The 24,573-nt window shown below is 65.3% G+C and carries 19 protein-coding genes; 13 read left to right on the forward strand and 6 right to left on the reverse strand.

Features of this window, described 5'->3' with window-relative positions; genetic code table 11:
• The first annotated feature begins 229 nt into the window (after positions 1-229).
• The 7 genes from G5C50_RS02790 to G5C50_RS02820 all read left to right on the forward strand — a co-directional run bounded on the left by G5C50_RS02790 (position 230) and on the right by G5C50_RS02820 (position 9,882).
• Positions 230-994, forward strand: a complete 765-nt coding sequence (locus G5C50_RS02790) for a Rad52/Rad22 family DNA repair protein (RefSeq protein WP_240906931.1) — start codon at positions 230-232, stop codon at positions 992-994.
• Between the two features lie 181 nt (positions 995-1,175).
• The gene (gene glgA / locus G5C50_RS02795) at positions 1,176-2,687 is read left to right on the forward strand and encodes a glycogen synthase GlgA (RefSeq protein ID WP_165064618.1); all 1,512 of its coding nucleotides are present in this window, start codon (positions 1,176-1,178) and stop codon (positions 2,685-2,687) included.
• Between the two features lie 106 nt (positions 2,688-2,793).
• Positions 2,794-4,983: an alpha-amylase/alpha-mannosidase gene (locus G5C50_RS02800; protein WP_165064621.1), complete on the forward strand. Its 2,190-nt coding sequence runs from the start codon at positions 2,794-2,796 to the stop codon at positions 4,981-4,983.
• 23 nt (positions 4,984-5,006) lie between these two features.
• Entirely contained in the window at positions 5,007-6,077 is a 1,071-nt protein-coding gene (locus tag G5C50_RS02805; protein ID WP_165064624.1) for a galactose-1-phosphate uridylyltransferase, read from the forward strand.
• Positions 6,078-6,255: 178 nt separating this feature from the next.
• The gene (locus G5C50_RS02810; protein ID WP_165064627.1) at positions 6,256-8,454 is read left to right on the forward strand and encodes an alpha-amylase/4-alpha-glucanotransferase domain-containing protein; all 2,199 of its coding nucleotides are present in this window, start codon (positions 6,256-6,258) and stop codon (positions 8,452-8,454) included.
• Positions 8,455-8,458: 4 nt separating this feature from the next.
• On the forward strand, positions 8,459-9,394 hold the full coding sequence (locus G5C50_RS02815; protein WP_165064629.1) for a DUF58 domain-containing protein: 936 nt from the start codon (positions 8,459-8,461) through the stop codon (positions 9,392-9,394).
• 5 nt (positions 9,395-9,399) lie between these two features.
• On the forward strand, positions 9,400-9,882 hold the full coding sequence (locus G5C50_RS02820; protein WP_165064632.1) for a hypothetical protein: 483 nt from the start codon (positions 9,400-9,402) through the stop codon (positions 9,880-9,882).
• Positions 9,883-9,896: 14 nt separating this feature from the next.
• On the opposite strand, the gene G5C50_RS02825 is transcribed toward G5C50_RS02820, so the two are convergent.
• Genes G5C50_RS02825 through queF form a run of 3 tightly spaced genes read right to left on the reverse strand, consistent with a single transcriptional unit; the run spans position 9,897 to position 12,106 of the window.
• Positions 9,897-10,892: a hypothetical protein gene (locus G5C50_RS02825; RefSeq protein WP_165064635.1), complete on the reverse strand. Its 996-nt coding sequence runs from the start codon at positions 10,890-10,892 to the stop codon at positions 9,897-9,899.
• A gap of 39 nt (positions 10,893-10,931) precedes the next feature.
• Complete coding sequence (locus G5C50_RS02830; RefSeq protein ID WP_165064638.1) at positions 10,932-11,723, reverse strand: SAM hydrolase/SAM-dependent halogenase family protein; 792 nt, start codon at positions 11,721-11,723, stop codon at positions 10,932-10,934.
• A 32-nt stretch (positions 11,724-11,755) separates the two neighbouring features.
• Positions 11,756-12,106, reverse strand: a complete 351-nt coding sequence (gene queF / locus G5C50_RS02835; protein WP_165064641.1) for a preQ(1) synthase — start codon at positions 12,104-12,106, stop codon at positions 11,756-11,758.
• Between the two features lie 431 nt (positions 12,107-12,537).
• Here queF and G5C50_RS02840 point away from each other — a divergent pair, with 431 nt between their 5' ends.
• From G5C50_RS02840 to G5C50_RS02855, 4 genes are all read left to right on the forward strand, one after another.
• Positions 12,538-12,897 (forward strand): STAS domain-containing protein, encoded by a 360-nt coding sequence (locus G5C50_RS02840; RefSeq protein ID WP_165064645.1) that lies wholly within the window; start codon positions 12,538-12,540, stop codon positions 12,895-12,897.
• Between the two features lie 156 nt (positions 12,898-13,053).
• On the forward strand, positions 13,054-15,675 hold the full coding sequence (gene mutS, locus G5C50_RS02845; RefSeq protein WP_165064648.1) for a DNA mismatch repair protein MutS: 2,622 nt from the start codon (positions 13,054-13,056) through the stop codon (positions 15,673-15,675).
• A 2-nt stretch (positions 15,676-15,677) separates the two neighbouring features.
• On the forward strand, positions 15,678-16,019 hold the full coding sequence (locus tag G5C50_RS02850) for a hypothetical protein (RefSeq protein ID WP_165064651.1): 342 nt from the start codon (positions 15,678-15,680) through the stop codon (positions 16,017-16,019).
• Positions 16,020-16,038: 19 nt separating this feature from the next.
• Positions 16,039-17,238, forward strand: a complete 1,200-nt coding sequence (locus G5C50_RS02855; protein ID WP_165064654.1) for a DUF1624 domain-containing protein — start codon at positions 16,039-16,041, stop codon at positions 17,236-17,238.
• A gap of 95 nt (positions 17,239-17,333) precedes the next feature.
• Here the strand turns inward: G5C50_RS02855 and G5C50_RS02860 are convergent, their stop codons facing one another.
• The gene (locus G5C50_RS02860) at positions 17,334-18,074 is read right to left on the reverse strand and encodes an RNA polymerase sigma factor (protein ID WP_240906932.1); all 741 of its coding nucleotides are present in this window, start codon (positions 18,072-18,074) and stop codon (positions 17,334-17,336) included.
• A gap of 1,297 nt (positions 18,075-19,371) precedes the next feature.
• Between G5C50_RS02860 and G5C50_RS02865 the strand changes: the two genes are divergently transcribed.
• On the forward strand, positions 19,372-20,805 hold the full coding sequence (locus tag G5C50_RS02865) for a glycosyltransferase 87 family protein (RefSeq protein ID WP_165064657.1): 1,434 nt from the start codon (positions 19,372-19,374) through the stop codon (positions 20,803-20,805).
• On the opposite strand, the gene ppk1 is transcribed toward G5C50_RS02865, so the two are convergent.
• On the reverse strand, positions 20,802-22,991 hold the full coding sequence (ppk1, locus tag G5C50_RS02870) for a polyphosphate kinase 1 (protein WP_206107564.1): 2,190 nt from the start codon (positions 22,989-22,991) through the stop codon (positions 20,802-20,804). The genes G5C50_RS02865 and ppk1 overlap by 4 nt on opposite strands.
• A 67-nt stretch (positions 22,992-23,058) precedes the next feature.
• Entirely contained in the window at positions 23,059-23,958 is a 900-nt protein-coding gene (locus tag G5C50_RS02875) for a deoxyribonuclease IV (protein WP_255487476.1), read from the reverse strand.
• Positions 23,959-24,095: 137 nt separating this feature from the next.
• On the opposite strand from G5C50_RS02875, the gene G5C50_RS02880 reads away from it, so the two are divergent.
• Entirely contained in the window at positions 24,096-24,569 is a 474-nt protein-coding gene (locus G5C50_RS02880) for a hypothetical protein (protein ID WP_165064663.1), read from the forward strand.
• Positions 24,570-24,573: the final 4 nt, after the last annotated feature.

The following is a 24,573-nucleotide window of genomic DNA, read 5'->3' on the forward strand; positions in this document are numbered from 1 at the left end:
CTGCGAGCATGCCACCTGATAAGCTTCGCCCGTCTGTGCCGACTTTACCGGTCGTCGGAGACGGGCGAATTTTTTCGTTTGCTCCATTGACTGTACGTATGTCCAGTATACAATGGTCCTGTGGGAAACGACGAAGGAGCCGAGAGGGATCGTCGCTCGCGAGGCCCGCTCAGTGGACAAGGGCGCTCAGCCGTCATCCCCTTCCCGAACCCGGAAAGCAGGATCAACCATGTCCCAGCACATCGACCTCTTCGCGGCGCTCGCCGCTCCGTTCGCGAACGACGAGGTGCGGACCCGGAGCCAAGCGGGCCGCGAGTTCCAGTACGTGACGGCTCGCACGGTGATGAATCGTCTCGACGAGGTCCTCGGCCCCGCGAACTGGTGGGACGAGTACACCCCGATGGAGAACGCCATCATCTGCAAGCTGACGCTTCGGCTTCCGGATGGAACGACCCTGACCAAGAGCGACGCCGGTGGTTTCACGACCACGGCCGACACCAGCGACTACGAGAAGAGCGGCTTCTCCGACGCCTTCAAGAGGGCCGCCGTCAAGTTCGGCGTGGCCCGCTACCTGTACGGCGACGGCGTTCCGCAGTCGATTCGCGAGGCTCTGATCCGCTCTCGTCGCGAGCAGCGTGAGCAGCAGCAGGCCGCCGTCGCCAACCTCGTCGCCGCCCCGGTCGTCGATGGCGGCGAACCTCACGTCGCCGAGGCGCCCCATCCCTCTCGACAGACTGCCGAGCCGGTCGTCGTGGTGGGCACGCCCCCCAAGACGGGCAAGGCTCTTTTCGCCTGGATCAAGGAGCGGGACGAGAAACTCGGCGTCGACCTCCTTCGGCTCGTCAGCGACTGGGGAAAGGACAACCACTTTCCCGCCCGGATGGTCCAGTGGAGCGACGAGCAGGTCGACCAGGGTCATTCCGAAGCTCTTCGGATCTTGAGCAACATCAAGTCCGACGGCCCGGCGCTGGCGGGGGCTGGACGTCGCCGCTGACCTTGGCTAAGACTTCAGGACCTCGTATGCTCGGTCGATGAATGGTTGTGACGACTCCGCGCCTGCTCTACAGTAGAGCGATCGACCCGATCGCCGCTGAAGGCGGCTCCGGCCTCATCCTCCCGCCCCGCCGTCGCGGTCGACGCGGGGCAGGCCGAGCATTTCCGAGGAACGGCCCGTCGTGAATATCGTTTTCGTCGCCTCGGAGGGCGTCCCGTTCGCCAAAACGGGGGGCCTGGCCGACGTCGCCGGCGCCTTGCCCCGGGCCGTGGCGGAACTCGGACACAAGGCCTCCCTCTTCATCCCCTGCTACCGAAAGGTGTGGGAGGCCGGACAGGACATCGTCGGAACGGGAATCACCCTCAAGGTCCCGGTGGGTTCCACGACGTTGCTCGGGCATGTCCACGAGAGTCGCCTTCCGGACTCGGACGTCCCCGTTTATCTCATCGATCACCCTCACTACTTCGATCGTGAAGGTCTGTACGGACATCCGGGCCACGATTTCGAGGACAACTGCGAGCGGTTCGTCTTCTTTCAACGGGCCGTGCTTGAGGCGGTGGTCGCGTTAGGGCTCAAGCCGGACGTGATCCACTGCAACGACTGGCAGACCGGCCTGATCCCCGTCTACCTGCAGACGCTCTACAAGAACCGATCCGGCCTGGTGGACGTCGGCACGCTTCTAACGATCCACAATCTGGCCTATCAGGGGCTCTTCTGGCACTGGGATATGCCGATCACGGGACTGGATTGGGGGCTATTCAGCCACCATGCTCTGGAGTTCCACGGCAAGTTGAGCTTCATGAAGGCCGGCCTGGTTTTCGCCGACCTGCTGACCACGGTGAGCCCGACCTACGCCCGCGAAATCCAGACTCAGCAGCAAGGTGCAGGGCTCGATGGGCTGCTTCGCGAGCGTTCGGCTGATCTCCGCGGCATCGTCAATGGCATCGACGAGAAGATCTGGTGCCCGATGCACGAAACGATGCTCGCCGCCCGCTACGACGTGAACTCCGTCGTCGAGGGCAAGACCGCATGCAAGGCGTGGCTACAGGCTCATGCCGGTCTCCCTGTTCGTCCAGAGGTGCCGCTGTTCGCTCAGATCGGCCGACTCGTCGACCAAAAAGGCTGGGATTTGCTGGCCCAGGTTGCCGAAGGGTTCCTCAATCAGGACGTCCAACTCGTCGTACTCGGGACGGGCGATCCCCGATATCACGATCTCCTTCGATCGCTCCACGAGCGGCATCCCGGAAAAGTCTGGGCTTACCTGGGCTTCTCGGACGTCCTCGCCCATCAGATCGAGGCGGGGGCGGACGTCTTCCTCATGCCCAGTCTGTTCGAGCCCTGCGGACTGAACCAGCTTTACAGCCTCGCCCACGGCACGGTCCCTGTGGTGCACGCCACGGGGGGGCTCGTTGACACGGTGGTCGACCTCACGCCGAAGACGCTGGCCGAAGGCCGCGCGACGGGTTTCGCCTTTCGCGAATCAACCCCAGCCGCCCTGTGGCGTACTCTCGATCGCGTTCTGAACACCTGGCGCGATCAGGAAGTCTGGCGAAACCTCGTCCGCGCGGGGATGTCTGAAGACTGGACGTGGCACCGCAGCGCAGGCAAATACGTGGAACTGTATCAGGAAGTCCAACGACGGCGTCGGCCGCACCTTGCCCAGAGTCTCACGCCTCATCCCGTCCTTTCTTGAGCCGGCCAGATCGCTTCAAGTCCTTCGACTGGCATTCCGAGCCTAAATGGGTACCCCCGGCGCAGGCCAGGGACGGACCGGGGTGCCATGCGCGAGGGAATGCGGAATGTCGCAGGTCGCTCTGGCCTTGATGTGGCATCAGCATCAGCCGTACTACCCGGACGATGCCACGGGTGAAAACCCAATGCCCTGGGTCCGGCTGCACGCAGTCAAGGACTATCTCGGGATGGCCCTCCATCTGGAGGAAGTCCCTGAATTTCGCTGCACGATCAACCTCGTTCCGAGCTTGCTCCAGCAGCTTGAGGCCTACGTCGACGGCGCCACCGACCGCCATTTGAGCGTCTCCCGGATGCCCGTGGATGGTCTTGAGCGGGACGACCTCTACTACCTGCTCGACAATTTCTTCATGGCGTTCGAGGATGCCATGATTCGGCCACACGCGCGCTATCACGAGCTGTACATGATGCGCTCGTCGTGGTGCCTGAGCGGCGAGCAAGCCCGGACGCGGTTCCGCCCGCGAGATCTCCGCGACCTTCAGGTCTGGTCCAACCTTGCCTGGTTCCACCCGCTTCTTTTCGAGAAGGATGCCGAGTTAGCCGCCTTCCGCGACCGCGGGCGCGACTACTCCGAGGAGGACAAACACTGGCTGCTCGATCGCCAACGCGAGTTGATCGGCCAGGTCGTCCCGTTGCACCGGAAACTCGCCGAGCGCGGGCAGGTCGAACTCACGACGACGCCCTACTACCACCCGATCCTCCCCCTGCTCCTCGACAAGAAGCTGGCGCGTGAGGCGATGCCCGACGTTCCGCTGCCTGCCTACCGCGAGGGCTACCCCGAAGACGCCGAGGTCCACGTCCGCAGGGCCGTGGAGAGCCATGAACGACGGTTCGGAGCACCGCCGAAGGGAATGTGGCCCAGCGAGGGCTCAGTCTGTCAGGCGTTGATTCCCCTGCTCGCTCGTCATGGGATCGAATGGATCGCGACCGATGAAGAGATCCTCGGATGTTCGACCGGGGGGCTCGTCGGCCGCGACGGCCGGGGCCATGTCCGTCGGCCGGACCTGCTCTACCGGGGCTGGAACGTTCGCGAAGGGGATTCCCAACTCGGGATCGTTTTTCGCGACCACTCGATGTCGGATCAGGTCGGATTCCACTATCAGCGCAGCCCCGGGCCGGCCGCCGCGGGGGACTTCCTCGCCAAGCTGCACGCCATAGGCGACGCCTGCCAGGGCAACGCTTCGACGGTGGTCCCGGTCGTGCTGGACGGCGAGAACTGCTGGGAGTATTTCCCGGACGGCGGCGTCTCGTTCCTCCGGTCGCTCTACCATGCCGCGGTCCGCGACCCGAGGATCAAGCCGGTCACTGTCGGCGAGCATCTCCGCGAACATCCGCCCGGCGACACCTTGCATCGACTCTTCGCCGGAAGCTGGATCAGCCACAACTTCGCCATCTGGGTCGGCCACTCCGAGGACAACGCCGGCTGGGACGCCCTTCACGAGACCCGCTCGTTTCTCGTTCGCGAGCAGGAGTCCGGTCGCCACGACGCGACTCAACTGGCCCGGGCGTGGGAGGAGATCTACATCGCCGAGGGCTCCGACTGGTTCTGGTGGTATGGCGACGACCACTCGTGCGCCCAGGACGCCCTCTTCGACCACCTCTTCCGCAAGCACCTCCGGAACGTCTACGCCTTCCTCGGCTGCGACCCGCCGGGCTCGCTGTTCACTCCAATCTCTCGGGCCGGCAGCCCGAGGCCGGTCAACGACCAGCCCCGAAGCTTCCTGAACGTCAAGATCGACGGTCGCGCGACCTACTTCGAGTGGATCGACGGGGTGAGATACGTTTGCGGCAACGACCGCGGCACGATGACGCTCGTCACCAAGGGGCTGATGCACGTCGTCTGGTTCGGGTTTGACGCCGAGCGGCTCCTGGTGCGCGTCGACACCGAAGGGGGCCCAGCCTGGGAACGCCTGGCTGAAATCGACCGTCTGCGCATCGGCTTCGTCGACCCCTCGGAACGTGAGGTCGTCATCGTTCAGCCTTCGATGGAGCGTCCCGTCGGCTACCTGAACCACGCGGGAAGGCCCTCGATCAACGGCACGACGGTCGCGGCGGCTTCGGGCGTCATCTTCGAGATGGCCGTTCCCTTCGACCGCCTGGAGCTGAAGCCGGGCGATCCGATCCGGTTCTACGTCGAACTGCTGAAGGGCGAGTCCAGCCTGGACCGCGCCCCGCGCGAGGGGGTCTTCGAACTGACCACCCCGTCGCCGGATTTCGAGAGGATCCTGTGGCAAGTCTAACCTGAGCGAAGGAGGAGGGACCGATGCCCGAGCTTCGGAAGGACCCGATCGTCGGCCGCTGGGTCATCATCGCGCACGAGCGGGCTCGCAGGCCGTACGATTTCAAGGCGGCGGGGGCGACGCATCCCCGGTCCCAGGTTTGCCCCTTCTGCGAGGGGCAAGAGGGGATGACACCGCCGGAAATCCTCGCCTACCGCGATCCCGGGAGCCGTCCCAACGGCCCTGGCTGGCGCGTTCGCGTCGTCCCCAACCGCTTCCCCGCTCTCCAGATCGAGGGGGAACTGGAGAAGCGCGGCGATGGAATCTACGACCGGATGGCGGGGATCGGCGCGCACGAGGTCATCATCGAGAGCCCTCGGCATCACGTCTCGACCTCTGATCTGGCGCCGAACGAGGTTCGCGAGGTCCTCTGGGTCTATCGCGACCGTCTGGTCGACCTGAAGCGCGACGGCCGGCTCGTTCATGGGATGCTCTTCAAGAACGTCGGCGAGAACGCCGGGGCGAGCCTGGAGCACACCCACAGCCAGCTCATCGCCACGCCAATCGTGCCGATCTCGGTCTGGGAGGAGATGACAGGGGCTCTCGAGTTCTACAACTACCGCGGCCGGTGCATCTACTGCGACATGGTCCAGCAAGAGACGGCCGTCGAGAAAAGGGTCGTGCTGGACACCCCGTACTTCACCGCGTTTTGCCCCTACGCCAGCCGTTTCCCGTTCGAGACCTGGATCGTCCCGAAGGTGCACGAGAGCCATTTCGAGAACATCCCGGGCCCAGCCGTCGACGACCTCTCTCGCGTGTTGCACGAGGTCCTCGTCAAGCTGGAACTGGCCCTCGACTCGCCGGCTTACAACTACATCGTTCACACCGCTCCCTTTGACCATGCCGGGCTGCCGCATTATCATTGGCATATCGAGGTGATCCCCCGATTGACCAAGGTCGCCGGCTTCGAGTGGGGGACGGGGTTTTACATCAACCCGGTCCCTCCCGAGCAAGCGGCGGCCTTCCTGCGCGAAGTCGAGGCGGCGACGCTCCGCCCGGGCACCAGCGTGCGGAGTGAGTCGACCGAGGGAAGGCCTCAGCCCGTTAGGTCGTAGGTCTACTGGCTGCCAGTGGATCGACGCTGATCCGTGGCTCCCCGAGACGCGCGATGGACCTCTCCGCCGGCCGTGTCGCCCAGCCCCTTCGACACCTTCCCGGGCGCCCCTCCATTCGCAAGGCCTTGTCCGGCAACCCTTCTGCGACCGACAAAGCTTCACTCCCCGAGGCACCCGCATGTCGAATCTGCGCCTGATCCTCGCGCTGCACAATCACCAGCCCGTGGGGAACTTCGAAGCGGTTTTTGAGTCTGCCTACCGCGATAGCTACCTCCCCTTCCTGGAGGTTCTGGAACGCTATCCTGAGATCGCCTTCTGCCTTCATACCTCCGGCCCGCTGCTGGAATGGCTCGTCGATCAGAAGCCCGACTACGTCGCGAGGGTGAAGGCGATGGTCGAGGCCGGCCGCGTCGAAATCCTCGGCGGCGGCTATTTCGAGCCGATCATGACGATGATCCCCCAAGTCGACCGCGTGGGGCAGATCCGGACTTACTCCTCATATCTTGAGGAGGTCTTCGGCGCGAAGGTCCGGGGGATGTGGACGCCGGAGCGCGTCTGGGAACAGCACATGGTGTCGGCGGTCGCCGAGGCGGGGATCGAGTACACCGTCCTGGATGACTTCCACTTCGAGCGGGCCGGCGTCGCAGGGGACGACCTCTTCGGTTTCTACCTGACCGAAGACGAGGGCCGGCTGCTGAAGATCTTCCCGGGCTCGGAGACTCTCCGATACACGATCCCGTTTCAGGAGCCGCACGCGACGTATGAGTTCCTCCGCGGCGTCGCGTCTCGGAAGCCGGGCGCGACGGTCGTCTTCGCCGATGACGGCGAGAAATTCGGCTCATGGCCCGAGACGTATAACCACGTTTACACTCGCGGCTGGATGACCCGGTTCTGCGACATGATCGTCGGCAACCGGGATTGGCTGTCGTCCACCACTCTGGGGAGGACCGTCGACGCGACGCTGCCGCTCGGGAAGGTGTACATCTCGGACGCCTCCTATCGCGAGATGACCGAGTGGGCGCTCCAACCTGACCAGAAGGCCGCCTACGACCAGGCCGCTCGGATGGTCCGCCAGCACGATCGCGCGACCGATCTGAAGCCCTTCCTCCGCGCAGGGGGCTTCTGGCGGAACTTCAAGGCCCGCTATCCCGAAAGCGACGAGATGTACGCGCGAATGCTCGGCCTGTCGCGGCGGCTCGCCGAGGTCGCCGCGCGTCCCGACGTGGACCCCGACTACATCGAGGCCGCTCGTCGCGAGTTGTATCGCGGTCAGTGCAACTGCCCCTACTGGCACGGTGCGTTCGGCGGGCTCTATCTCCCGCACCTCCGAGGCGCGATCTACCAGGCCCTCATCGCCTGTCACGACGCGCTCGACGAGGCCGAGGGGAAGACCGGCCCGAGGGTCTCGCTGGAAGTCGGCGACTTCAATCTGGACGCCCGCCAGGAAGCCCGGATCGAGAACGACCGCCTCATCGCCTTCATCCGCCCCGCGCAGGGGGGGCACATCTACGAGCTGGACGTCCGCAAGGCGGGCGTCAATGTGCTGGGGACGCTCGAACGGCGGCCGGAAGCCTACCATCAGACGATTCTCGACGTCATCCGCGCCCGAGGGTCGGCCGAGCACGACGCCGACCGGGCGGGCGTCGAGGACAAGGTGGTACTCAAGCAGGACGACCTCGACGACCTACTGATCTACGACGATCATCCCCGTAAGGCTCTCGTCGACCATTTCTACCCTCTCGACGCGACGCTCGACGACCTCGCCGCCTGCCGAGCCCTCGAACGCGGCGACTTTGTGGCAGGAGCTTACCTGGCCCGTGTTCGCCGCGAGGACGGGAAGGTTGCCCTGGTCATGGAACGACCGGGACTCGCTGACGGCAGGCCGATCAAGGTCAGGAAGACCATCGAAGCCGTCGCCGGATCTCCGACGCTCGACGTTAAGTACGAGATCGAGGAGATCCCCGCCGACGCCTGCCTGCATTTCGCGGTTGAGATGAACCTCGCCGGCATGGCCGGCCGCGCCGACGACCGCTATTATTCGACCCCATCGGGAGAACGCCTGGGGACGCTTGATTCTCGCGTCGACCGCCCTCACATGGAGGGGCTCAGCCTGACCGACGAATGGCTCGACCTGGCCGTCGGCCTGAGCTGGTCGCGACCGGGGGGCGTCTGGTGTTTCCCCATCGAAACGGTCAGTCAGAGCGAAGGGGGATTCGAGGGAGTCTACCAATCGTCGGCCGTCATTCCGCATTGGCACGTCGTCGGCGACGAGTCCGGCCGATGGGAGGTGACGATCCGCCTGTCGTTCGACGCGTTCCGACCGACCGCCCCTCCTGTCGTCGAACCCCAGCGCCGGGCGAGCTTCGCCGAGGTTTGAGCCGATGATCTGGCCGTTCCGCCGTCGCGCAGCGCTCGAACCCGTCGAGCCTCGAACGATCGACGCCGCGGCGATCGTCCGTCGGGCGCGACGCCTGCGCTTCCGGGTCCGTCCCGAAAGCGTCCTGCAACTCGCCGGTGCCTATCACGGGGCGAGGCCCGGGGAGGGACTGACCTTCGCTGAGATTCGAGCCTACGAGCCGGGCGACGACGTCCGCCACCTCGATTGGAACGTTACGGCGAGACAGGGGCGGCCGTTCGTCAGGCGGTACGTCGAGGAGCGTTCCTTCGTCCTCTGGCTCGTGGTTGACGCCTCGGCCAGCATGCGGTTCGGACGGGAGGCCCAGACCAAGGCCGACCGTGCCGCGCAGGCCGCCGCGCTCCTGGCCACGGCCGCCGTCCATAACGGTGATCGCGTCGGCCTGCTGATCGTCAGCGACCGGATCGAGACGGAGATCCCCGCCGGCGGTGGAGGCCGCCACCTCTCGCGGGTCGTCCGCGCTCTGGTGGCCACGCCGACGACCTCGCGGAAGACCCGGCTGGCGGTCGCACTTCCTCATCTCCGCCGGGCCTCTCGGCGTGCGATGATCGTCGTCCTGAGCGATTTCCCCGCCGACGAAAGTCTTGGGCTCTGGCGACAGGCCAGCCGAAGACACGATGTGGTTGCGATCCGGATCGTCGACCCGTTGGAGCGAAATCTCCCCGATCTCGGCCTGCTCGGGTTGGGCGACGCCGAGCGAGACGGCCGCCTCACCGTCGACGCTCATCGGCACCGTCGTCGCCTTGATTATGCGGCCCGTGCCGAGGATCGCCGCCAGGCCTTCGTTCGCTGGTGCACGTCCGCCGACGTCGACGGCCACGAGATGTCGACCGACACCGAGCCCCTCCAGACTTTGATGCGGGTCTTCGAGCGTCGCGCCGCGCGCCGGGCGCGGCGGTGAGCGGCGTGAGCGTGCAAAATCCGGCCGAGGTCGTCCTCACCGAGGCGTTGTCGCCTCCTCGCCCGAATCCTGGCCCCGAACCGTGGCGCGACGACTTCCCGACATGGATGCTTTTGATCGCGCTCGTGGTCGCGGCCGGCCTGTTCCTCGCGTGGCGACTCCGAAGGCGACGAGGGCCGGCGCTTGAGAAACCGTCGACGACTCCCGTCGACGATTCGTCGGAGGCTCGCCTCCTGGCGCTCGGTGAGAGCGTCCGGGCGATTCTCGCTCGGCGGTTGGGTCCTGGCCTCCGCGCTCGAACGACTGAGGAGATCCTCAACGACCCGCAGGTCATCGAACTGCTTGGATCCGATCGCGTCCAGTTGGCGTCGATCCTCGGCGCCGGCGATCGAGTCAAGTTCGGGAGTCGTGGGACGGCGGAAGGCTTCGAGGAGAGACTCGACGAGTGGAGGTCGTGGGCAGGAACCCTGGACGCCAGGCTTCGATAGTCCTGACGCCGCTCTTAGGAGCCGTCGTGGACGTCGTCGCGATCGAAGCTGACGGCGACGTTCGCCTTCTCGCTCCGTTCGGGATCGGTCGCGATGCGGAACCTCCAGGTCATCCCCGTGGTGAGCCGGTCGCTTGGCATCGGCTCGCTGACCAGCGACACATCCACAACGCCTCCGGGCTCGATCGACCGGAACGACTGTTCGTCGATCGTCCATTCCGCTCGAGAGCCCGTGGTATACATGGCGATGGGGGGGCCCTGAGGGGCTTCGATCGCGAATGAGGCCGTGTTCCACAGATCTTGCGAGGTCAGGGGGGTGAGCGTTTGTTCGGTGCTCAGGTTCTTGATCCGAAGCGTGAGCACCAGGCAGTTGCGGGCGTTGACGATGCGAGCGGCCTTCCCTTGCTGCTTGCGCGAGACCTGCACGTCTTTCCAAAGGATCGTCAGCGGGGTGATTTCGAGATCGCCGACGACGATCGGCTTGCGAAGCGGCGTCGTTTTAGCTTCGGCCGGGACGACGGGAGCCTCGACGGCGGCCGGAGGATCGACGTCGACGACCCGACGGCGCGAGGGCGTCTCACGTTGCGAGGTCGCCGCATCGGGGGGTCGAGCGGTGCGACCCGTCCACAGCACCCAGATCAACGCCAGCGTCACGGCGCTGGCATAGCTCTTCAGGAGGACGTTCCCCAGGTCCGATCGGGAGCGCGGATGGGAGTCGGAGGAGACCTCGTCAGAGGAAGACGCGACCCGGACGTCGAAGTCCAGGCCGTCGCTGGGGTGGGTGACGCCTGGCTTGCGTTTGGCGTCCTCTTGGAGATCCACGGAACTGGATCCGCCGAGCATGGGGTCAGGCTCAGGCTTTTCCAGCGACGACGAGAGCATGGCGTTGATCTCGTCGCTGGTCCGCGAGTCCGGCGGGATGGGCTTCCGCGGCCGCGTCGGTCGCGCCGGCTCCGGATCGTCGGATCTTGTGCGAGCGTCGTCGTCGGATCGGGGAGGGGCCGTGTTCATGATCGGCTCCAGGAGACCGAGCACGTCGGGAGGGTCAGTTCAAAACTTCGGCCGTAGCCAGACGGTCGTACCGGGGCCTGCGGAGAGCAACCGGCCGGCGTCGCCGTTGACGACGGCCACTTCCACCCAACCGCTGCTTCCGAGCAGGGCGATCAGCGAGCCCGGAACGCTCTCGCCGTACGTTCTGGTGACGCCTTCAATCCTTCGACCACCGACCTCGACGATCCAACCGCCCGCATCGCGGTCGGCGAGCTGATCATCCTTGATGTTCGTGATCAGGTTCCCGAAGGCGTCGCGGAAGATGACCTCGCCGATACAACCATGTTCGGTCGGCGTGGGCTCGAAATTGCGTAGCATGATGTATTTCGAGGTTTCGGCCCCCAACTCGGACGGGGGCCCCCCCTTCAGAAGATGAGCGGCGGCCGGCGCCAGGACGTCTCGGCCGTGGAACGTGGGGGAGATCACGCGACGGGCGAGCCGGTGATTCGTGATCTCCCAGACGGCTTCCACGCCGTTCGCCCGGGCCACTCCCGTGATCAGTCCATTGTCGGGGAGGACGAACCACTGCCCCGCGGCCTTGACCGCCAGGAGTCGCCTGGGAGTTCCCACGCCCGGGTCGACCACGGCGAGATGCACCGTTCCTTCAGGGAAGGCGGTGACGATCCCCTCCAGAACGAACGCGCCTTCCAGCACATTCTGCGGGGTGATCGAATGGCAGACGTCGACCATCGCCACGCCTGGCGCCAGGCCGAGGAGGATCCCCTTCATCGCCCCGACGTAAGGACCCTCGAGACCGAAGTCGGTCGTGAGGGTGACGATTCCCGGGTTCATGCCGCCTCCGTCGATAAGCCCTCGGTCGAGGATCAAACCTGAACGGCTTCGTATCGCGCCGTGATCTTCGAGGTCATTCCGCCCCGAGGGTTGAACAGGCCGATCACGGTCATCCGTCGCGGCTGGCAAGAGGCGACCAGCTCATCGAGGATTGTATTGATCGAGTGCTCGTAGAAGATCCCCCGGTTGCGGAAGTCGAAGAAATACAGCTTAAGACTCTTCAACTCCAGGCAGGTTTTCGCCGGCACGTAGGTGATGACGATCGTGCCGAAGTCCGGCTGGCCTGTTTTCGGGCAGACCGCCGTGAATTCCGGATAGTTGATCTCGATCTCGTACTCGCGATCCGGGAACTGGTTCGCGAAGCTCTCCACCGCGCCTGACATATCGATCGGATCTCCGCCGGGGCGTCGTTCGGGGTCGGTTTCGTCGGAAGGCCGCGCTTTGCGACCTGTCTCCTACCATTCTAGGCGACTCAGCGGTCTGTGCGTAGACTTCGACCTCACGGAACGTGAGGATCACCGTTGGATTTTTATCACGACGAGCGCCTCAGGCGACGTGGTATGATAGGTCACAATGGCGGGGCCACGGGGCTTCCGGGAAGCCGTCGCGCGTCTGCGAGGCTTTTCGTCGTCAGCCCCCTTGATTCGCCAGCTGTTTGTGCTAAATGTGTTTGTAACGCAGGTTTCTGGCCTCCGTGGGCTCGTCTACGCCCCTCGCGCCGTCCCGGGGCCTCGCGTGCGGGACCGGCCTTGTTCACTCCTCAGCAAATCCGAAAAGACCTGGTCAGGTTCCGTCCCCGACAGGAGTTCCCCAGATGTCGCAAGGCCCTCGCCGTCTCCTCCGCCTGGAATCCGTCGACAAGGTGACCGTCGTCAGCTTCGTCGACAACAAGATCGTCACGGAAGAGCAGATCCAGGAGGTTGGCGAGCAGCTCTACAGCCTCGTCGAGGACGAAGGCCACAAGAGCCTGCTGCTGAACTTTGGCAACGTGCAGTATCTCTCCAGCGCCGCACTGGGCAAGCTGATCAACCTCAAAAAGAAGGTTTCGGCCGTCAAGGGAAAGCTCAAGCTCTGCTGCATCCACCCGGATCTGCTTGAGGTCTTCCGGATCACCCGCCTGGATCAGGTCTTCGAGATCTACCCCGAGGAGCAGACGGCCCTCGACAAGTTCTGAGGCCGCTCTCCGTAACGTCCCAGCCTAGGCAGGTGCAATCGTTTCCCCTTGTCTCCTTGGGAAGCGGGCGGGGACGATCGGCGGCGATGGATTTTCGACGTGGCGGTCTGGCGTCCCGATTGGGTCGCGGACCGCTTTTTCGTTGATGGAGCGACGATGGCCGAATCTGCGCCCACCCCGATGATGCAGCAGTACCGGGAGATGAAGGCGCGCGATCCTGACGCCCTTCTGCTCTTCCGGATGGGCGACTTCTACGAGATGTTCGGCGACGACGCCGTTCGCGCCTCGGCCCTGCTCGGGATCGCAGTCACGACGCGGGACAAGGACAAGGGAGACCAGGCCATGCCCATGGCCGGTTTCCCCCACCAGGCGCTCGAAACGTACCTGGCCAAGATCGTCCAGGCGGGTCAGCGGGCCGCTGTCTGCGAGCAGGTTGAGGACGCCAAGCAGGCCAAGGGGTTGGTCCGTCGCGACATCGTCCGCGTCGTCACGCCGGGGACGCTCACGGACGAGGCCCTCCTCGACCCTCGGACGGCCAATTTCCTGGCGGCCGTGGTTGAATCCGGCTCGAAGATGGGCCTCGCCTGGGTGGAACTCTCGACCGGCCGATTCTCGCTCACGAGCCTCCTCCGCACCGAGCTGGCCGACGAACTGGCCCGGCTCAATCCGGCCGAGACGATCGCCTCGGAACTGGCCGTCGACACTCCCTGGCTCCGAGCGCTGAGGGCCCAGCCAAACCATCCGGTAACGATCCGGCCCTCGTGGGACTTCCAGGTCGAACAGGCTCGCAAAACGCTCTTCGACCAGTTTGGCGTGGCCACCGTCGAAGGCTTCGGAATCGACGACCGGAGCCCGGAGATCCAGGCCGCCGGCGCGTTGGTGGCCTATCTCCGCGATACTCAGAAATCGTCGCTCGGCCACATCGCCCGTCTGACTCCCTACCGCCGGGCCGACGTGCTGGCCCTCGACGAGACCACGCGCCGAAGCCTGGAATTGACCCGAACGCTTCGCGAGGGGAAACGTGAGGGATCACTCCTCCAGGTGATCGACCGCACGTCGACGCCGATGGGCGCGCGGCTCCTCTCCGAGTACATCACCTCGCCGTTGACCTCCCCTGCTCTGATCGATGAGCGGCTGTCGGCCGTGGATGAGCTGTTCCAGGACTCAGCGCTCCGCGGCGACCTCCGCCACGCGCTGGGCGAAGCGTACGACCTTGAGCGTCTTGCGGCCCGCGCTGCGACCGGTCGGGCCACTCCTCGGGATCTCGTCGCCCTGGCCCGGACGCTCGCTTTGCTTCCGAAGGTCAAGGCGAGGCTCTCGGCGCGGCGTTCGAAGCGGCTGACCGAGCTGGAGGCGGCCCTCGAACTTTGTCCCGAGGTCCGTTCGGCCATCGAATCGGCCCTCGTTGAGGATCCTCCGCTAGCGATCAAGGAAGGCGGATTGATCCGTCAGGGGTTTCATGAGGAGCTGGACCGCCTGCGGTCGGCGTCGAAGGACGGCAAGTCGTGGATCGTCCGGTATCAGTCCGAGCAGATCCGCCGAACGGGGATCCCCGGGCTGAAGGTCGGTTTTAACAACGTCTTCGGCTACTACATCGAGATCTCTCACGCCCAGTCCCAGCGCGGGGAGATCCCGTCCGAGTACATCCGGAAGCAGACCGTCAAGAACGCCGAGCGTTACTACACGCCCGAGTTGAAGGAATTCGAGAGCGAGGTCCGCAACGCCGACGAACGCGCCAACGCGCTGGAATATGAACTCTTCATCGCCCTCCGCGATCGAGTTTCCGCCGACGCCCCCCGGTTGATTCAAGCGGGTGCGGCTCTGGCCCAGGTGGACGTCCTGACTGCACTCGCGGAGCTGGCCGCGAGGCAGGGCTACTGCCGTCCTGAAGTCGTCGCGGAGCCCGTTTTCGAGGTCGAGGCCGGCCGTCACCCTGTCCTGGACGCGATCCTCCCCCGCGGCGAGTTCGTCCCAAACGACACGAGCCTGAGCCCCGAGGATGGGAACCTGCTTCTCATCACCGGCCCCAACATGGCTGGCAAGAGCACCTACATCCGCCAGGTGGCGTTGATGGCGATCCTGGCCCAGATCGGCTCCTTCGTGCCGGCGAAGCGGGCGCGGATCGGCGTGGTCGACCGGCTGTTCGCCCGGGTCGGCGCCACCGACGAGCTTTCGCGCGGGCAGAGCACGTTCATGGTCGAGATGACCGAGACGGCCAACATCCTGAACAATGCAACGCCTCAAAGCCTGGTCATTCTCGACGAGATCGGTCGCGGCACCAGCACCTTCGACGGCGTCTCGCTTGCGTGGGCGATCGCCGAGCACCTGCACGACGTCGTCGGCTGTCGGGCGCTCTTCGCCACGCACTATCACGAGCTTGTCGAACTGGAGAAGACCAAGTCGAGGCTTCGCAACGCCAACGTCGCCGTCGCCGAGAGCCAGGGGGAGATCGTCTTCCTCCACCGGATCGCCCCCGGCGGGGCCGACCAGAGCTACGGCATCCACGTCGCGAGGCTGGCCGGCGTTCCGACCCCGGTTCTCGATCGGGCCCGCGAGATCCTGGCGTTCCTGGAGAAGCAGCACGGTCCCGATCCCGGCCTGCCCGATGCGCCGGGGCCGATCAAGCGGAAGGTCAAGTCCGGACGCTCGCTGCAGGGGAGCCTGTTCTCCGCCTTGCCGGAGCCCCTGCTTGAAGAGCTTCGAAAGGTCGACCCTGCGGGGATCTCTTCCGAGGAGGCTCTGACCCTCGTGCGTCGCCTCCGCGAACTGGCGGGCTGATCATGAATCCCACCTCCCACGAATCCGGCGATCTCCCCGAGGCGAGGCAGTCCCTGGAGAACCGCAGCCTCGGTCGGCTTCGGCTGGACGCCGAACCGCTGGAGGTGCAGCTAGCTCGACATCGGGCGGCCTTCCACGTCCTTGCCGGGGTCACGACGGCGATCGCCGCGGCTTTCTTCGCTCTCTTCGCGGCCTTCGACCGCCCTGGCGTCGGTCTGGTGGTGGGGGCCCTGCTCTGGCTCCCGATTGTGGGAGTCTCCTGGCGAGATCACCGTCGACTCGCAAGAGCCGTCGAACACCAACTGCAAGAGCGGGCGAGGCTCGATCGGGACCAAAATCCTTGAACTGAGCGAGGATCGGCGCGTGATCGAGCAGACGCCGTCAACCGAGATCCGCCCCGAGTCGCATCGCCTCGAAGGCGTGGATCTGCTTCGCGGGCTGGTGATGGTGCTGATGGCCCTCGATCACACGCGGGACTACTTCCAGGACGGCTCAATCGACCCGACCAACCTCACGCAGACGACTCCCGCGCTGTTCATAACGCGGTGGATCACGCATCTCTGCGCGCCGACGTTCGCTCTGCTGGCCGGTGTGGGAGTACGGCTTGCGTCGGACCGGGGACGAGACCACTGGGCGATGTTCCGTTACCTGGTCACGCGAGGCCTATGGCTCATCCTTTTGGAGCAGACGGTCGTCAAGCTCGGCCTCTTCTTTCGGCCGAATCCCTCGCTCCTGTTGGGGCTGGTCTTTTGGTCGCTCGGCGGGTCGTTCGTGATCCTGGGAGTGCTTCTCGCGTTACGCGCTCCGGCGTGGTTCGACGGCCTGCTCGGGCTCGCGATCGTCGTCGGCCATAACGCCCTGGATGCGCTGTCGCCGGGCGTTGGCGGTGTCTTGCGTCCGGCGGTGAGCTTTCTGTTCCGACCAGGCGTCGTCGGCCTGCCAGGGGGAGTGACCCTGTTGGTGGGCTATCCCGTGCTTCCCTGGTTCGGCGTGGTGGCTCTCGGCTACTGGTTGGGCGGCACCTATCGAATGGGGGCGCGTTCCAGACGCCTGCTCATGACGACCCTCGGCCTGGCGTCGATTGCCTTGTTCGTCGTTCTGCGGGTGAGTCGCTCGTATGGCGATCCCTCGACCTGGCAATCGGGAGGCGATGCGATCACCTCTACCCTGTCATTTCTGAACTGCACGAAGTACCCGCCTTCCTTGCAGTTTCTCTTGATGACTCTCGGGCCAACCCTGCTGTTGCTCGCGGCCTTTGACGGTGGGATCGGCAGGGTAGGAGAGCCGTTGCTCACGTTCGGCCGGGTGCCGTTGTTCTTCTACCTGTCGCAGTGGTACGTCGCGCATGGACTGGCCCTGGCGGCGGCGTGGATTCAGGGGCAACCAACCGCCTGGCTTTTCGTGGAATCCCTCCCGGTCAAACCTCCTCTCGGCTGCGTCTACGGCCTGCCGGCGGTTTACGCCTGGTGGGGGCTGGTGGTCTTGTTGCTGTACGGCCCCTGCTTGTGGTTCGCCGCGTTCAAACGGCGGCATCGCGATTGGACGTGGCTCGGATACCTGTGACGAAGACCGGCGCACGGAAATACGAAGCCGGATGAGGGACGAAGCGCTTTCGACGCCTCGTGCTCTCATCCGGCTTTTGCTTTGGCGATCAAAACTCACCACCCGCGGGAAGCGCCGGCTCCGACGCAGTCCAGGGCTTCCTCATCCTCGTCCTCGCGGTCGAAGGGGAGACCTTCGGTCCACTCGTCGTCGGGAGCGGTCGCCTCCAACTCGGCGCGGAGCCGCTTACGGGCGGTGTGCAGCCGGCGCTTGATGGTGCCCAGGGGGACGTCCAACTCCTCGGCCATCTCGATCAGCGACAGGTCGCGGATGTAGAAGGCGACGAGGGTCTCGCGGTCCAGATCCTTGAGCCGGCCCAGCGCCTGCCACAGCCGCTCGGCGCGTTCGCGGGTGATCATTGCTTCGATCGGCTGCTCGGAGGGCTCGAAGGCCCCCTCCAGCACGACGGCCTCGACGGTGAACGGGGTCGGCCGACGGGTGACGTGGTTGATCGCCATCCGGACGGCGACCTGCCGCAGCCAGCCGGCGAACCGCTCGGGCTCGCGGAGCTGGCTGAGCCGCCGCATGACGTGCAGGAAGACTTCCTGCGTCAGCTCCAGCGCCTCGCCGACGTTTCCCAGCCGACGGAGGGCGATCGCCCGCACCGTGGGCTCGAACTGCTCGACCAGGCGGCCGAAAGCGTCGCGGTCTCCGGCCTGAGCCTTCCGGACCAGGGCCGCGACTTCGATCCACCCCTGAGTTTCTTCCTCTCGCGTCTCCAGCATGGCGACCACGGGACCCACCTTCCCCACTCCGGGGAGCTGCCGGCCTTCTCGCTCGTTCGACCCGATGTCCATGGGCCGAGTTGTCGAGCGAGCCTCCGGCGACGTCTCGAACCTGAAACGCTCGCGAGCGGACGCGGAACAGCCTGCGCGGGGGCCCCCGCACATCGCGGGGGGCGACCGTGGGCGTTCGGCGCGTCCGTAACGCGGCGACGCAAGGAAAAGCGCGTGCGCGGCGCGACCGGTTCGAGTCCGAGAAACCCGATTCGATCACATCCGCTTGAGTCGTGGCTCGTCAGGAGTCTTCAGCGGCCGCAGAGGTATGCAACGGGGAAGGCGCAGGCGAACGGGACCAAAGGCCCTTTCGGCGTTCATCCCCGCCGGCATGCTCCGGCGGCGAGCTTCAATTCAGGACGAACCGACTCGTCATAACCCGGCGGTCGCTGCTATGGCGGCAGCGGCGCTCGCCGACCGACTGCTTGCGGCCCCCGCCGCGCCGGCCTTCAGACCCGCGAAGGTTTTTCGCGATCCTAGGGTCGACGATCGGGACCAGGACGATCCGGAACCTGAGGACTGGCGAAGTCGCCAGCTTCTGGGTTGCTGGAGGGTCCTGAGGGACGCGTCGGCCGACGCGGCGGTATCACAGGCCCCGAAGGGCAAGGAATCCGCCGGCGCCGGGTCGGTAATTGGGGGCGCCGGATAGACGACCCGTACGGGTTCGCCTACGAAATGCACCCCCATGCGCTCACGCATGGCGTCTTGATGGGCGTGACGAATGCGCAGGGCCGTACCGTTGTTGACGCTCGTGTTAAGGACGAGCGACCGCGTCCCGAGATTCAGCCGGTTGGAAAGAGCCGACAGCGTCAGGTTGGTGCGGGTCAACATGGCATTACCCTCGCATCCGCCTTCAGGTGGGGCGGGTTCACGGGGCGAGGCGTCGTCGGGATCGTCGCGTTTCCGTTCCGGTCGATGAAACCGGAGACGGCGGTCGCGACGGCGTCGAGGCCCCGCGAGGAAGGGGGCGGTTCCTGGCCGCCCCCGAGAGCATTCACCGAGACGGGATCTTCTGACCTCCCGATTCTCGATCGGACCAGGCACACGCCCGGATTCCGTGGATTCGTTCAAGCGTCGTTGGGAATGGGCCGCGATCCGCGCACAAGCTGCACGGCGACTCTTGATGGAGAGTCCACGGCCGATTCAAGCCCGTAGACATCTTAACTCGGGAACAAGTTCGCGCGAAATCGAAAAAAAAGTCAGGCAAACCTGATCGACGGGGGAATGCAGGTTGGCGACGGCCTGAGAGGGTGCTGGATAATGGCGACGAGGCCACGCGTTACGACGAGACCGATGCCTGGGCCGTGGGGGAGGTGGGATGATCGGGATTGGATGGCGACGTGCGGGTCTAATCGTGGCCTGCTACGGAGCGGCTGCGTTCGCCTGGTTTCTTTTTTCCACCCGGCTCGGCCCCTCGCTCGTCGCATCGGGATACGACGCCGCCGAAGCGACGGCCTGGGGACGGCTGGTGACGTTCTACGCGAGCGGCCTCGCTCGCGACGCCACCCTCGCCAAGTGGGAGATGGTCCGACCGGCGGTCGTCGCCGCCCTGGCGATCCACGCCTTGCTTCTGTTCACCGTCATCCAGTGGACCCGAAACGCCGAGCCCTCGACGACGTCCCCTGAGGGATGGTGCGGTCGGGCGGCGACGATCGCCGTTCTCCTCGCGAGTTTCGTCCTACTGGTCCTGACGGCGCTCTTCGGCTCGATTCAAGACTACACCCTGTTTCGGGACATCTGGCGCGAGGTGCTTCGCGGCCACGACCCCTGGTTCATGGTTCCGGGAGGTCCTCGCGACGTTTATCCGCTCAACGCCTACGGCCCCTTCTTTAACGTCTTAGCGGTCCCCACGATCTGGCATCCGCTGGGGCCGAAGCTGCTCTTCGCGGCGGCCTACTGCTTCTTCGTCGCCCACCTCTTGCTCGTGGTCGGGAGGCGAACCCTGCCCTCCTGGGTGCGACTGGCGGCGGCCCTTTGGTTCTTCTCGCCCTATCCGGTGGTCGAACTCGCCCTGATGGGGCACTTCGACGTGCTGGTGGCTCTGCTCGCGATTGCGGCGATCGAGGCTCGCGCCCGCGACCGATGGCGGGCGAGCGCCGGCTGGCTGGCCTCGGCCGTGCTGTTGAAATACTACCCGGGAGTCCTCGCTCCCTTCCTGGCTCTGGACCGAGGGCGAGTCCGTTGGCGTTATCTCGCGGCGTCCGGCGGTCTTTCCCTGGCTGGGCTGGGGATCGCCTGGCTGATCTGGGGGAACTCGGTGGGTCGACCGCTCTGGCTGGCGGTCGAGCGCCAGTCGATGTTCCTCTCGATCTTCCGCTTCCTTCGCGGCCCGTATTCACCCGTCGGTCATGAGACGCTCGTCTTCACAACCGACGAGTACGCCACACCGCTGATGTTGTTCGCCCTTTACCAGGCCTGGCAGTGGTCGAGGCGCAACGAGGTCTCTCCCAGAGCCGCGTGCACCTTGGCGGCGGCGACGACTCTGGCTTTGTACAAGGTGGGCTTTCCCCAGTACTACATGCTTCTCTTCCTGGCGGCAGCCGACTGGTTCGTCCGCGAGTACGCGACGATTCGCCGCCGCCTTCCGCTCGCCGCGGCTTATCTGGGACTCTTCAGCTGGATCGGCTGGTTCGATCAGTTGATCGTCCGGCGCGATCCGGCTCCGCTCGATGATTGGGTCGGCGTTCCAACGTTCATCCTGATGGTCTCGTTGATCGCCGCGACGATCGTGGAGACTCGAAAGGCGGACTAGCGGTCGGGGTGGTCGCCTTCCGTGAGGACGACGGGGGTCATCGGGATCGTCGACGCGTGTTCGTCGGCCAGCTTCTGGAATTCGAGCTGGCAGCGGACGACCGGCGCGCCAGCCTTCGGTTTGACGCGGCGATAGGTTCCGTCCGCCTGAAGCTCGCGGGCCTTCACGTTGTCGGTCAGCGTGATGGCCAGGATCTCATCGACGATTCGAGCTTTCAGCGCGGGGGACTCGATCGGGAACATCAATTCGACCCGGCGTCGGAAGTTCCGGGGCATCCAGTCCGCCGACGAGAGGAAGACCTCGGGCTGTTCGGCGTTGGCGAAGTAGGTGATTCGCGAGTGTTCCAGGAATTTGTCGACGACGCTGCGAACCTTGATGTTCTCGGAGAACCCCGGAACGCCCGGCCGGAGACAGCAGATGCCCCTGACGATCAGGTCGATTTTCACGCCGGCCTGGGAAGCCTCGTAGAGCGAGGCGATGATCCGAGGGTCGACCAGCGAGTTCATCTTGGCGATGATCCGCGCGGGCACGCCGGCCCGGGCGTGATCGGCCTCGCGCCGGATCAGGACGGAGAGCCGATCGGCGAGATCCATCGGCGCGACGACCAGCCGCTTCCAGTTGTGGCCCTGTGAGTAACCTGTCAGCAAGTTGAAGAGCGCGCTGGCGTCTTCGCCGATCTCAGGTCGGCAGGTGAAGTAGCTGAGGTCGGTGTAGAGCCGGGCCGTCGTATGGTTGTAGTTGCCGGTCCCAAGGTGGATATAGCGTCGGATGCCGTCGTGCTCGCGGCGGACCACCAGCGCGGCCTTGCAGTGCGTTTTCAGTCCGACGATGCCGTAGACGACGTGGACGCCCGCCTTCTGGAGCATCCGGGCCTTGTCGATGTTGTTTTCCTCGTCGAGCCTCGCCTGGAGTTCGACGAGAGCCGTGACCTGCTTGCCGTTCTCCGCGGCGCGGGCGAGGGCGGTGATGATCGGGTTGGAGTCGGCCGTCCGATAGAGGGTCATCTTGATGGCCAGGACGTTGGGGTCCTCGCTGGCCTGCTCGATGAGCTGGACGACGGTGCCGAATGATTCGTAAGGGTGATGGACGAGGAAGTCCTGATCGCGGATCGCCCGGAAGACGCTGTGCCTTCCCGTGAAGGCCGGCGGCATCTTGGGCTCGTAGGGGGGCTCCCGAAGGTCGCGGAACCCTTCCAGCTTGTACAGGCCGTTGAGGACGGTGAGATCCACCGGCCCCGGCACCTTGTAAACGTCGCGCTCTTCAAGCTCCAGAGCCGAGCCGGCCAGGAGCTGAGCGAGGAATTCGTTGTCGGCCCGTTCGGAGATCTCCAGACGGACCGGGGCCCCCCACTTCCGCTGGCGCAGCGTTTCTTCGATCGTCGACAGAAGGCTGCTCTTGACCTCGTTCTCCTGGATCGAGAGGTCGCTGTTGCGGGTGGCCCGGAAGGCGACGCGCTCCACGGTCCGATAGCCGCCGAAGAGGGCGTCGAGCCGAGGGCCGATCACGTCCTCGAGGAGGACGAACCGCTTGCCGCCGTCGGGTTCGTCCGGGAGCGGGACGAGTCGGCTGATGACCGACGGTACCTGAAGCACGGCGTAGAGGTTTCTGCCGTGCTGGTTCAGAGGCTCGATCCGCAGGAGCAGGTTGAGGCTCTTGTTGTGGACGTGGGGGAACGGGTGGGCCGGGTCGATCGCCAGCGGCGTGAGGACGGGATAGACCTGGTTTTGGAAGTAGTCGTCCAGGAAGGCGTTCTGGGTGTCGGTCAACTCCTCAGGGGAGCAGATCCGAATGCCGTACCCTTCCAGCTCCGGGCGGACTTCATGGAGCCAGACGTCGTACAGCCGCGCCACGAAGTCATGAGCGCGTTTGGCGATTTCCTGCAGTTGGGCCTGCGGTCCCATGCCGTCCGGAGGCGGATCCTGGGGCTCAAGGCTCTCGTAAAGCTGGGCCTGGAGACCGGCGACGCGGACCTCGAAGAACTCGTCGAGGTTCGAGGAGCAGATGGCGAGGAACTTGACGCGGTCGAGCAGCGGGTTGGAGCGATCGCGGGCCTCTTCGAGGACGCGCTCGTTGAACTCCAGCCAGCTCAGCTCGCGGTTGATGAACAGGCTCGCGTCGACCACGACCGCCGGGGGGGCGGCCGGTGACGCCTTCTCTGCCTCTAAGGCGTTCTTCGTCTTTCCCACGCGATGCCCACCGTCGCTGTTGTCAAAAAAGCAGGAGCCCGACGGCCCCCGTCCGCGATCCGCGTTCTCAAGAGTCCAGCAGACCGCGCAGGATCCGCCGGTTCCGCGCGTCCAGCTCCTCACCGTCCTCAATTCCCTTGGGGGTTTCCAGGATCATCGGCAGACCCCGGAACCGCGGGTCGTTCAAGACGAAGCGGAAGGGCTCCAGGCCGATCATCCCCGCCCCGATGCCGGCGTGGCGGTCGACCCGGCTGGCGAGGCCCCGGACGCTGTCGTTGAGGTGCCAGACCCGGACCTGCCGCAGGCCCACAGTCCGGTCGAGCGCGTCGAGGGTGTCATCGTACATTCCCCGCCCGGCGAGGGAATAGCCCGCCGCGAAAATATGACAGGTGTCAACGCAAACGCCCAGGCGCGGCCGATCGGACGCAAGCTCAAGAATCGTTTGGAGATGCTCGAAACGGTGGCCCAGGCAGGTCCCCTGGCCCGCCGTCGTTTCCAGGTCGATGGTCACCGCGAGCCCCGCCGTCCGCTCGGCCACTCGATCGAGGGCCTGCGCGACTCGCTTCAGGCCGGCCTCCTCCCCGGATCCCACGTGAGCGCCTGGGTGCATGACGAGGTCGGCGATGCCGAGTCGGGCGCAGCGCTCAACCTCCACCACCATCGCGTCGATCGATTTCATCCAGAGCGCGTCATCGGGGCTCGCGAGGTTGATGAGATAGGAGGCGTGCGACACCGGATCGACGATTCCCGTCTCCTCCAGCGCGGTGCGAAAGGCGGTGACCTGCTCGTCGGTGATCGGCGGACCTTTCCACTGGTTGTTGTTTTTCGTGAATAGCTGGACTGTCTCGAATCCGACGGCGTGCGCGGCGCGGACCGCCCGGTCGTAACCCCCGGCGATCGACATGTGCGCTCCCAACTTGAGGGGGGCCGGGGACTTGGGGCTCGTCGACGAGTTTTTTCGGGGCATGGGGCGGGTCGATCCTCTTCGAGAAGCGGGAATTCCACGGCGATCTTGGCGGAAGCGTCCTTGCGAATCGACGCCGTGTGTCTCTACAATGCATCATCCTGCCGACCTGTCCAGGGCCAGGGACGAGGGTTCTTCTCATGGGATGGCTGATCGGGGCCGGCGTCCTTCCCCTCTGCATCATCGCCGCTTGGTGCATCCTGCACCGACCATTGCGGATGTTTTTCGAGGATTTGCACGTCGACCAGGCTCGGGAGTCGTTCCGACATCGTCGAGAGCATCTCGAGGCGGAGTTCGTCACCAGCCTGGCTCGATTCGATCGCGAGGAAGGCCTGCGCTGGGAGGACGCCCAGTGGCATGACGAGATCCTCTGGGCTCGCGACCGCCAGACCCGCCATTTCCTCGCTCTGGTCTGCGTCCATTTCGAGCCGGATCCTTTTGAGGAGCCGCAGATCCGTCGTCACGCCACGGCGGTCTTCGATTTTCACAAGGGCCGCTGGAGAGCGGAGGGGAAACGGCTCGATCAGGTCCGCCCCGACGAGGCCGTGGGCCGAAACCGCCGCTACGAGCCCGTTGCGGTGGTTCATCACCCGTCGCCGCGTCAGGTCGACTGAAGGC

The organism is Paludisphaera rhizosphaerae (genome assembly GCF_011065895.1).
Lineage (GTDB): Bacteria > Planctomycetota > Planctomycetia > Isosphaerales > Isosphaeraceae > Paludisphaera > Paludisphaera rhizosphaerae.

Bases quoted from the DNA above. Each gene is read 5' to 3' on its own strand.
- G5C50_RS02790 (WP_240906931.1), top strand. From the start codon at position 230: ATGTCCCAGCACATCGACCTCTTCGCGGCGCTCGCCGCTCCGTTCGCG.
- G5C50_RS02800 (WP_165064621.1), top strand. From the start codon at position 2,794: ATGTCGCAGGTCGCTCTGGCCTTGATGTGGCATCAGCATCAGCCGTAC.
- G5C50_RS02805 (WP_165064624.1), top strand. From the start codon at position 5,007: ATGCCCGAGCTTCGGAAGGACCCGATCGTCGGCCGCTGGGTCATCATC.
- G5C50_RS02810 (WP_165064627.1), top strand. From the start codon at position 6,256: ATGTCGAATCTGCGCCTGATCCTCGCGCTGCACAATCACCAGCCCGTG.
- G5C50_RS02815 (WP_165064629.1), top strand. From the start codon at position 8,459: ATGATCTGGCCGTTCCGCCGTCGCGCAGCGCTCGAACCCGTCGAGCCT.
- G5C50_RS02825 (WP_165064635.1), bottom strand. From the start codon at position 10,892: ATGAACACGGCCCCTCCCCGATCCGACGACGACGCTCGCACAAGATCC.
- G5C50_RS02830 (WP_165064638.1), bottom strand. From the start codon at position 11,723: ATGAACCCGGGAATCGTCACCCTCACGACCGACTTCGGTCTCGAGGGT.
- queF (WP_165064641.1), bottom strand. From the start codon at position 12,106: ATGTCAGGCGCGGTGGAGAGCTTCGCGAACCAGTTCCCGGATCGCGAG.
- G5C50_RS02840 (WP_165064645.1), top strand. From the start codon at position 12,538: ATGTCGCAAGGCCCTCGCCGTCTCCTCCGCCTGGAATCCGTCGACAAG.
- mutS (WP_165064648.1), top strand. From the start codon at position 13,054: ATGGCCGAATCTGCGCCCACCCCGATGATGCAGCAGTACCGGGAGATG.
- G5C50_RS02850 (WP_165064651.1), top strand. From the start codon at position 15,678: ATGAATCCCACCTCCCACGAATCCGGCGATCTCCCCGAGGCGAGGCAG.
- G5C50_RS02860 (WP_240906932.1), bottom strand. From the start codon at position 18,074: ATGGACATCGGGTCGAACGAGCGAGAAGGCCGGCAGCTCCCCGGAGTG.
- G5C50_RS02865 (WP_165064657.1), top strand. From the start codon at position 19,372: ATGATCGGGATTGGATGGCGACGTGCGGGTCTAATCGTGGCCTGCTAC.
- G5C50_RS02875 (WP_255487476.1), bottom strand. From the start codon at position 23,958: ATGCCCCGAAAAAACTCGTCGACGAGCCCCAAGTCCCCGGCCCCCCTC.
- G5C50_RS02880 (WP_165064663.1), top strand. From the start codon at position 24,096: ATGGGATGGCTGATCGGGGCCGGCGTCCTTCCCCTCTGCATCATCGCC.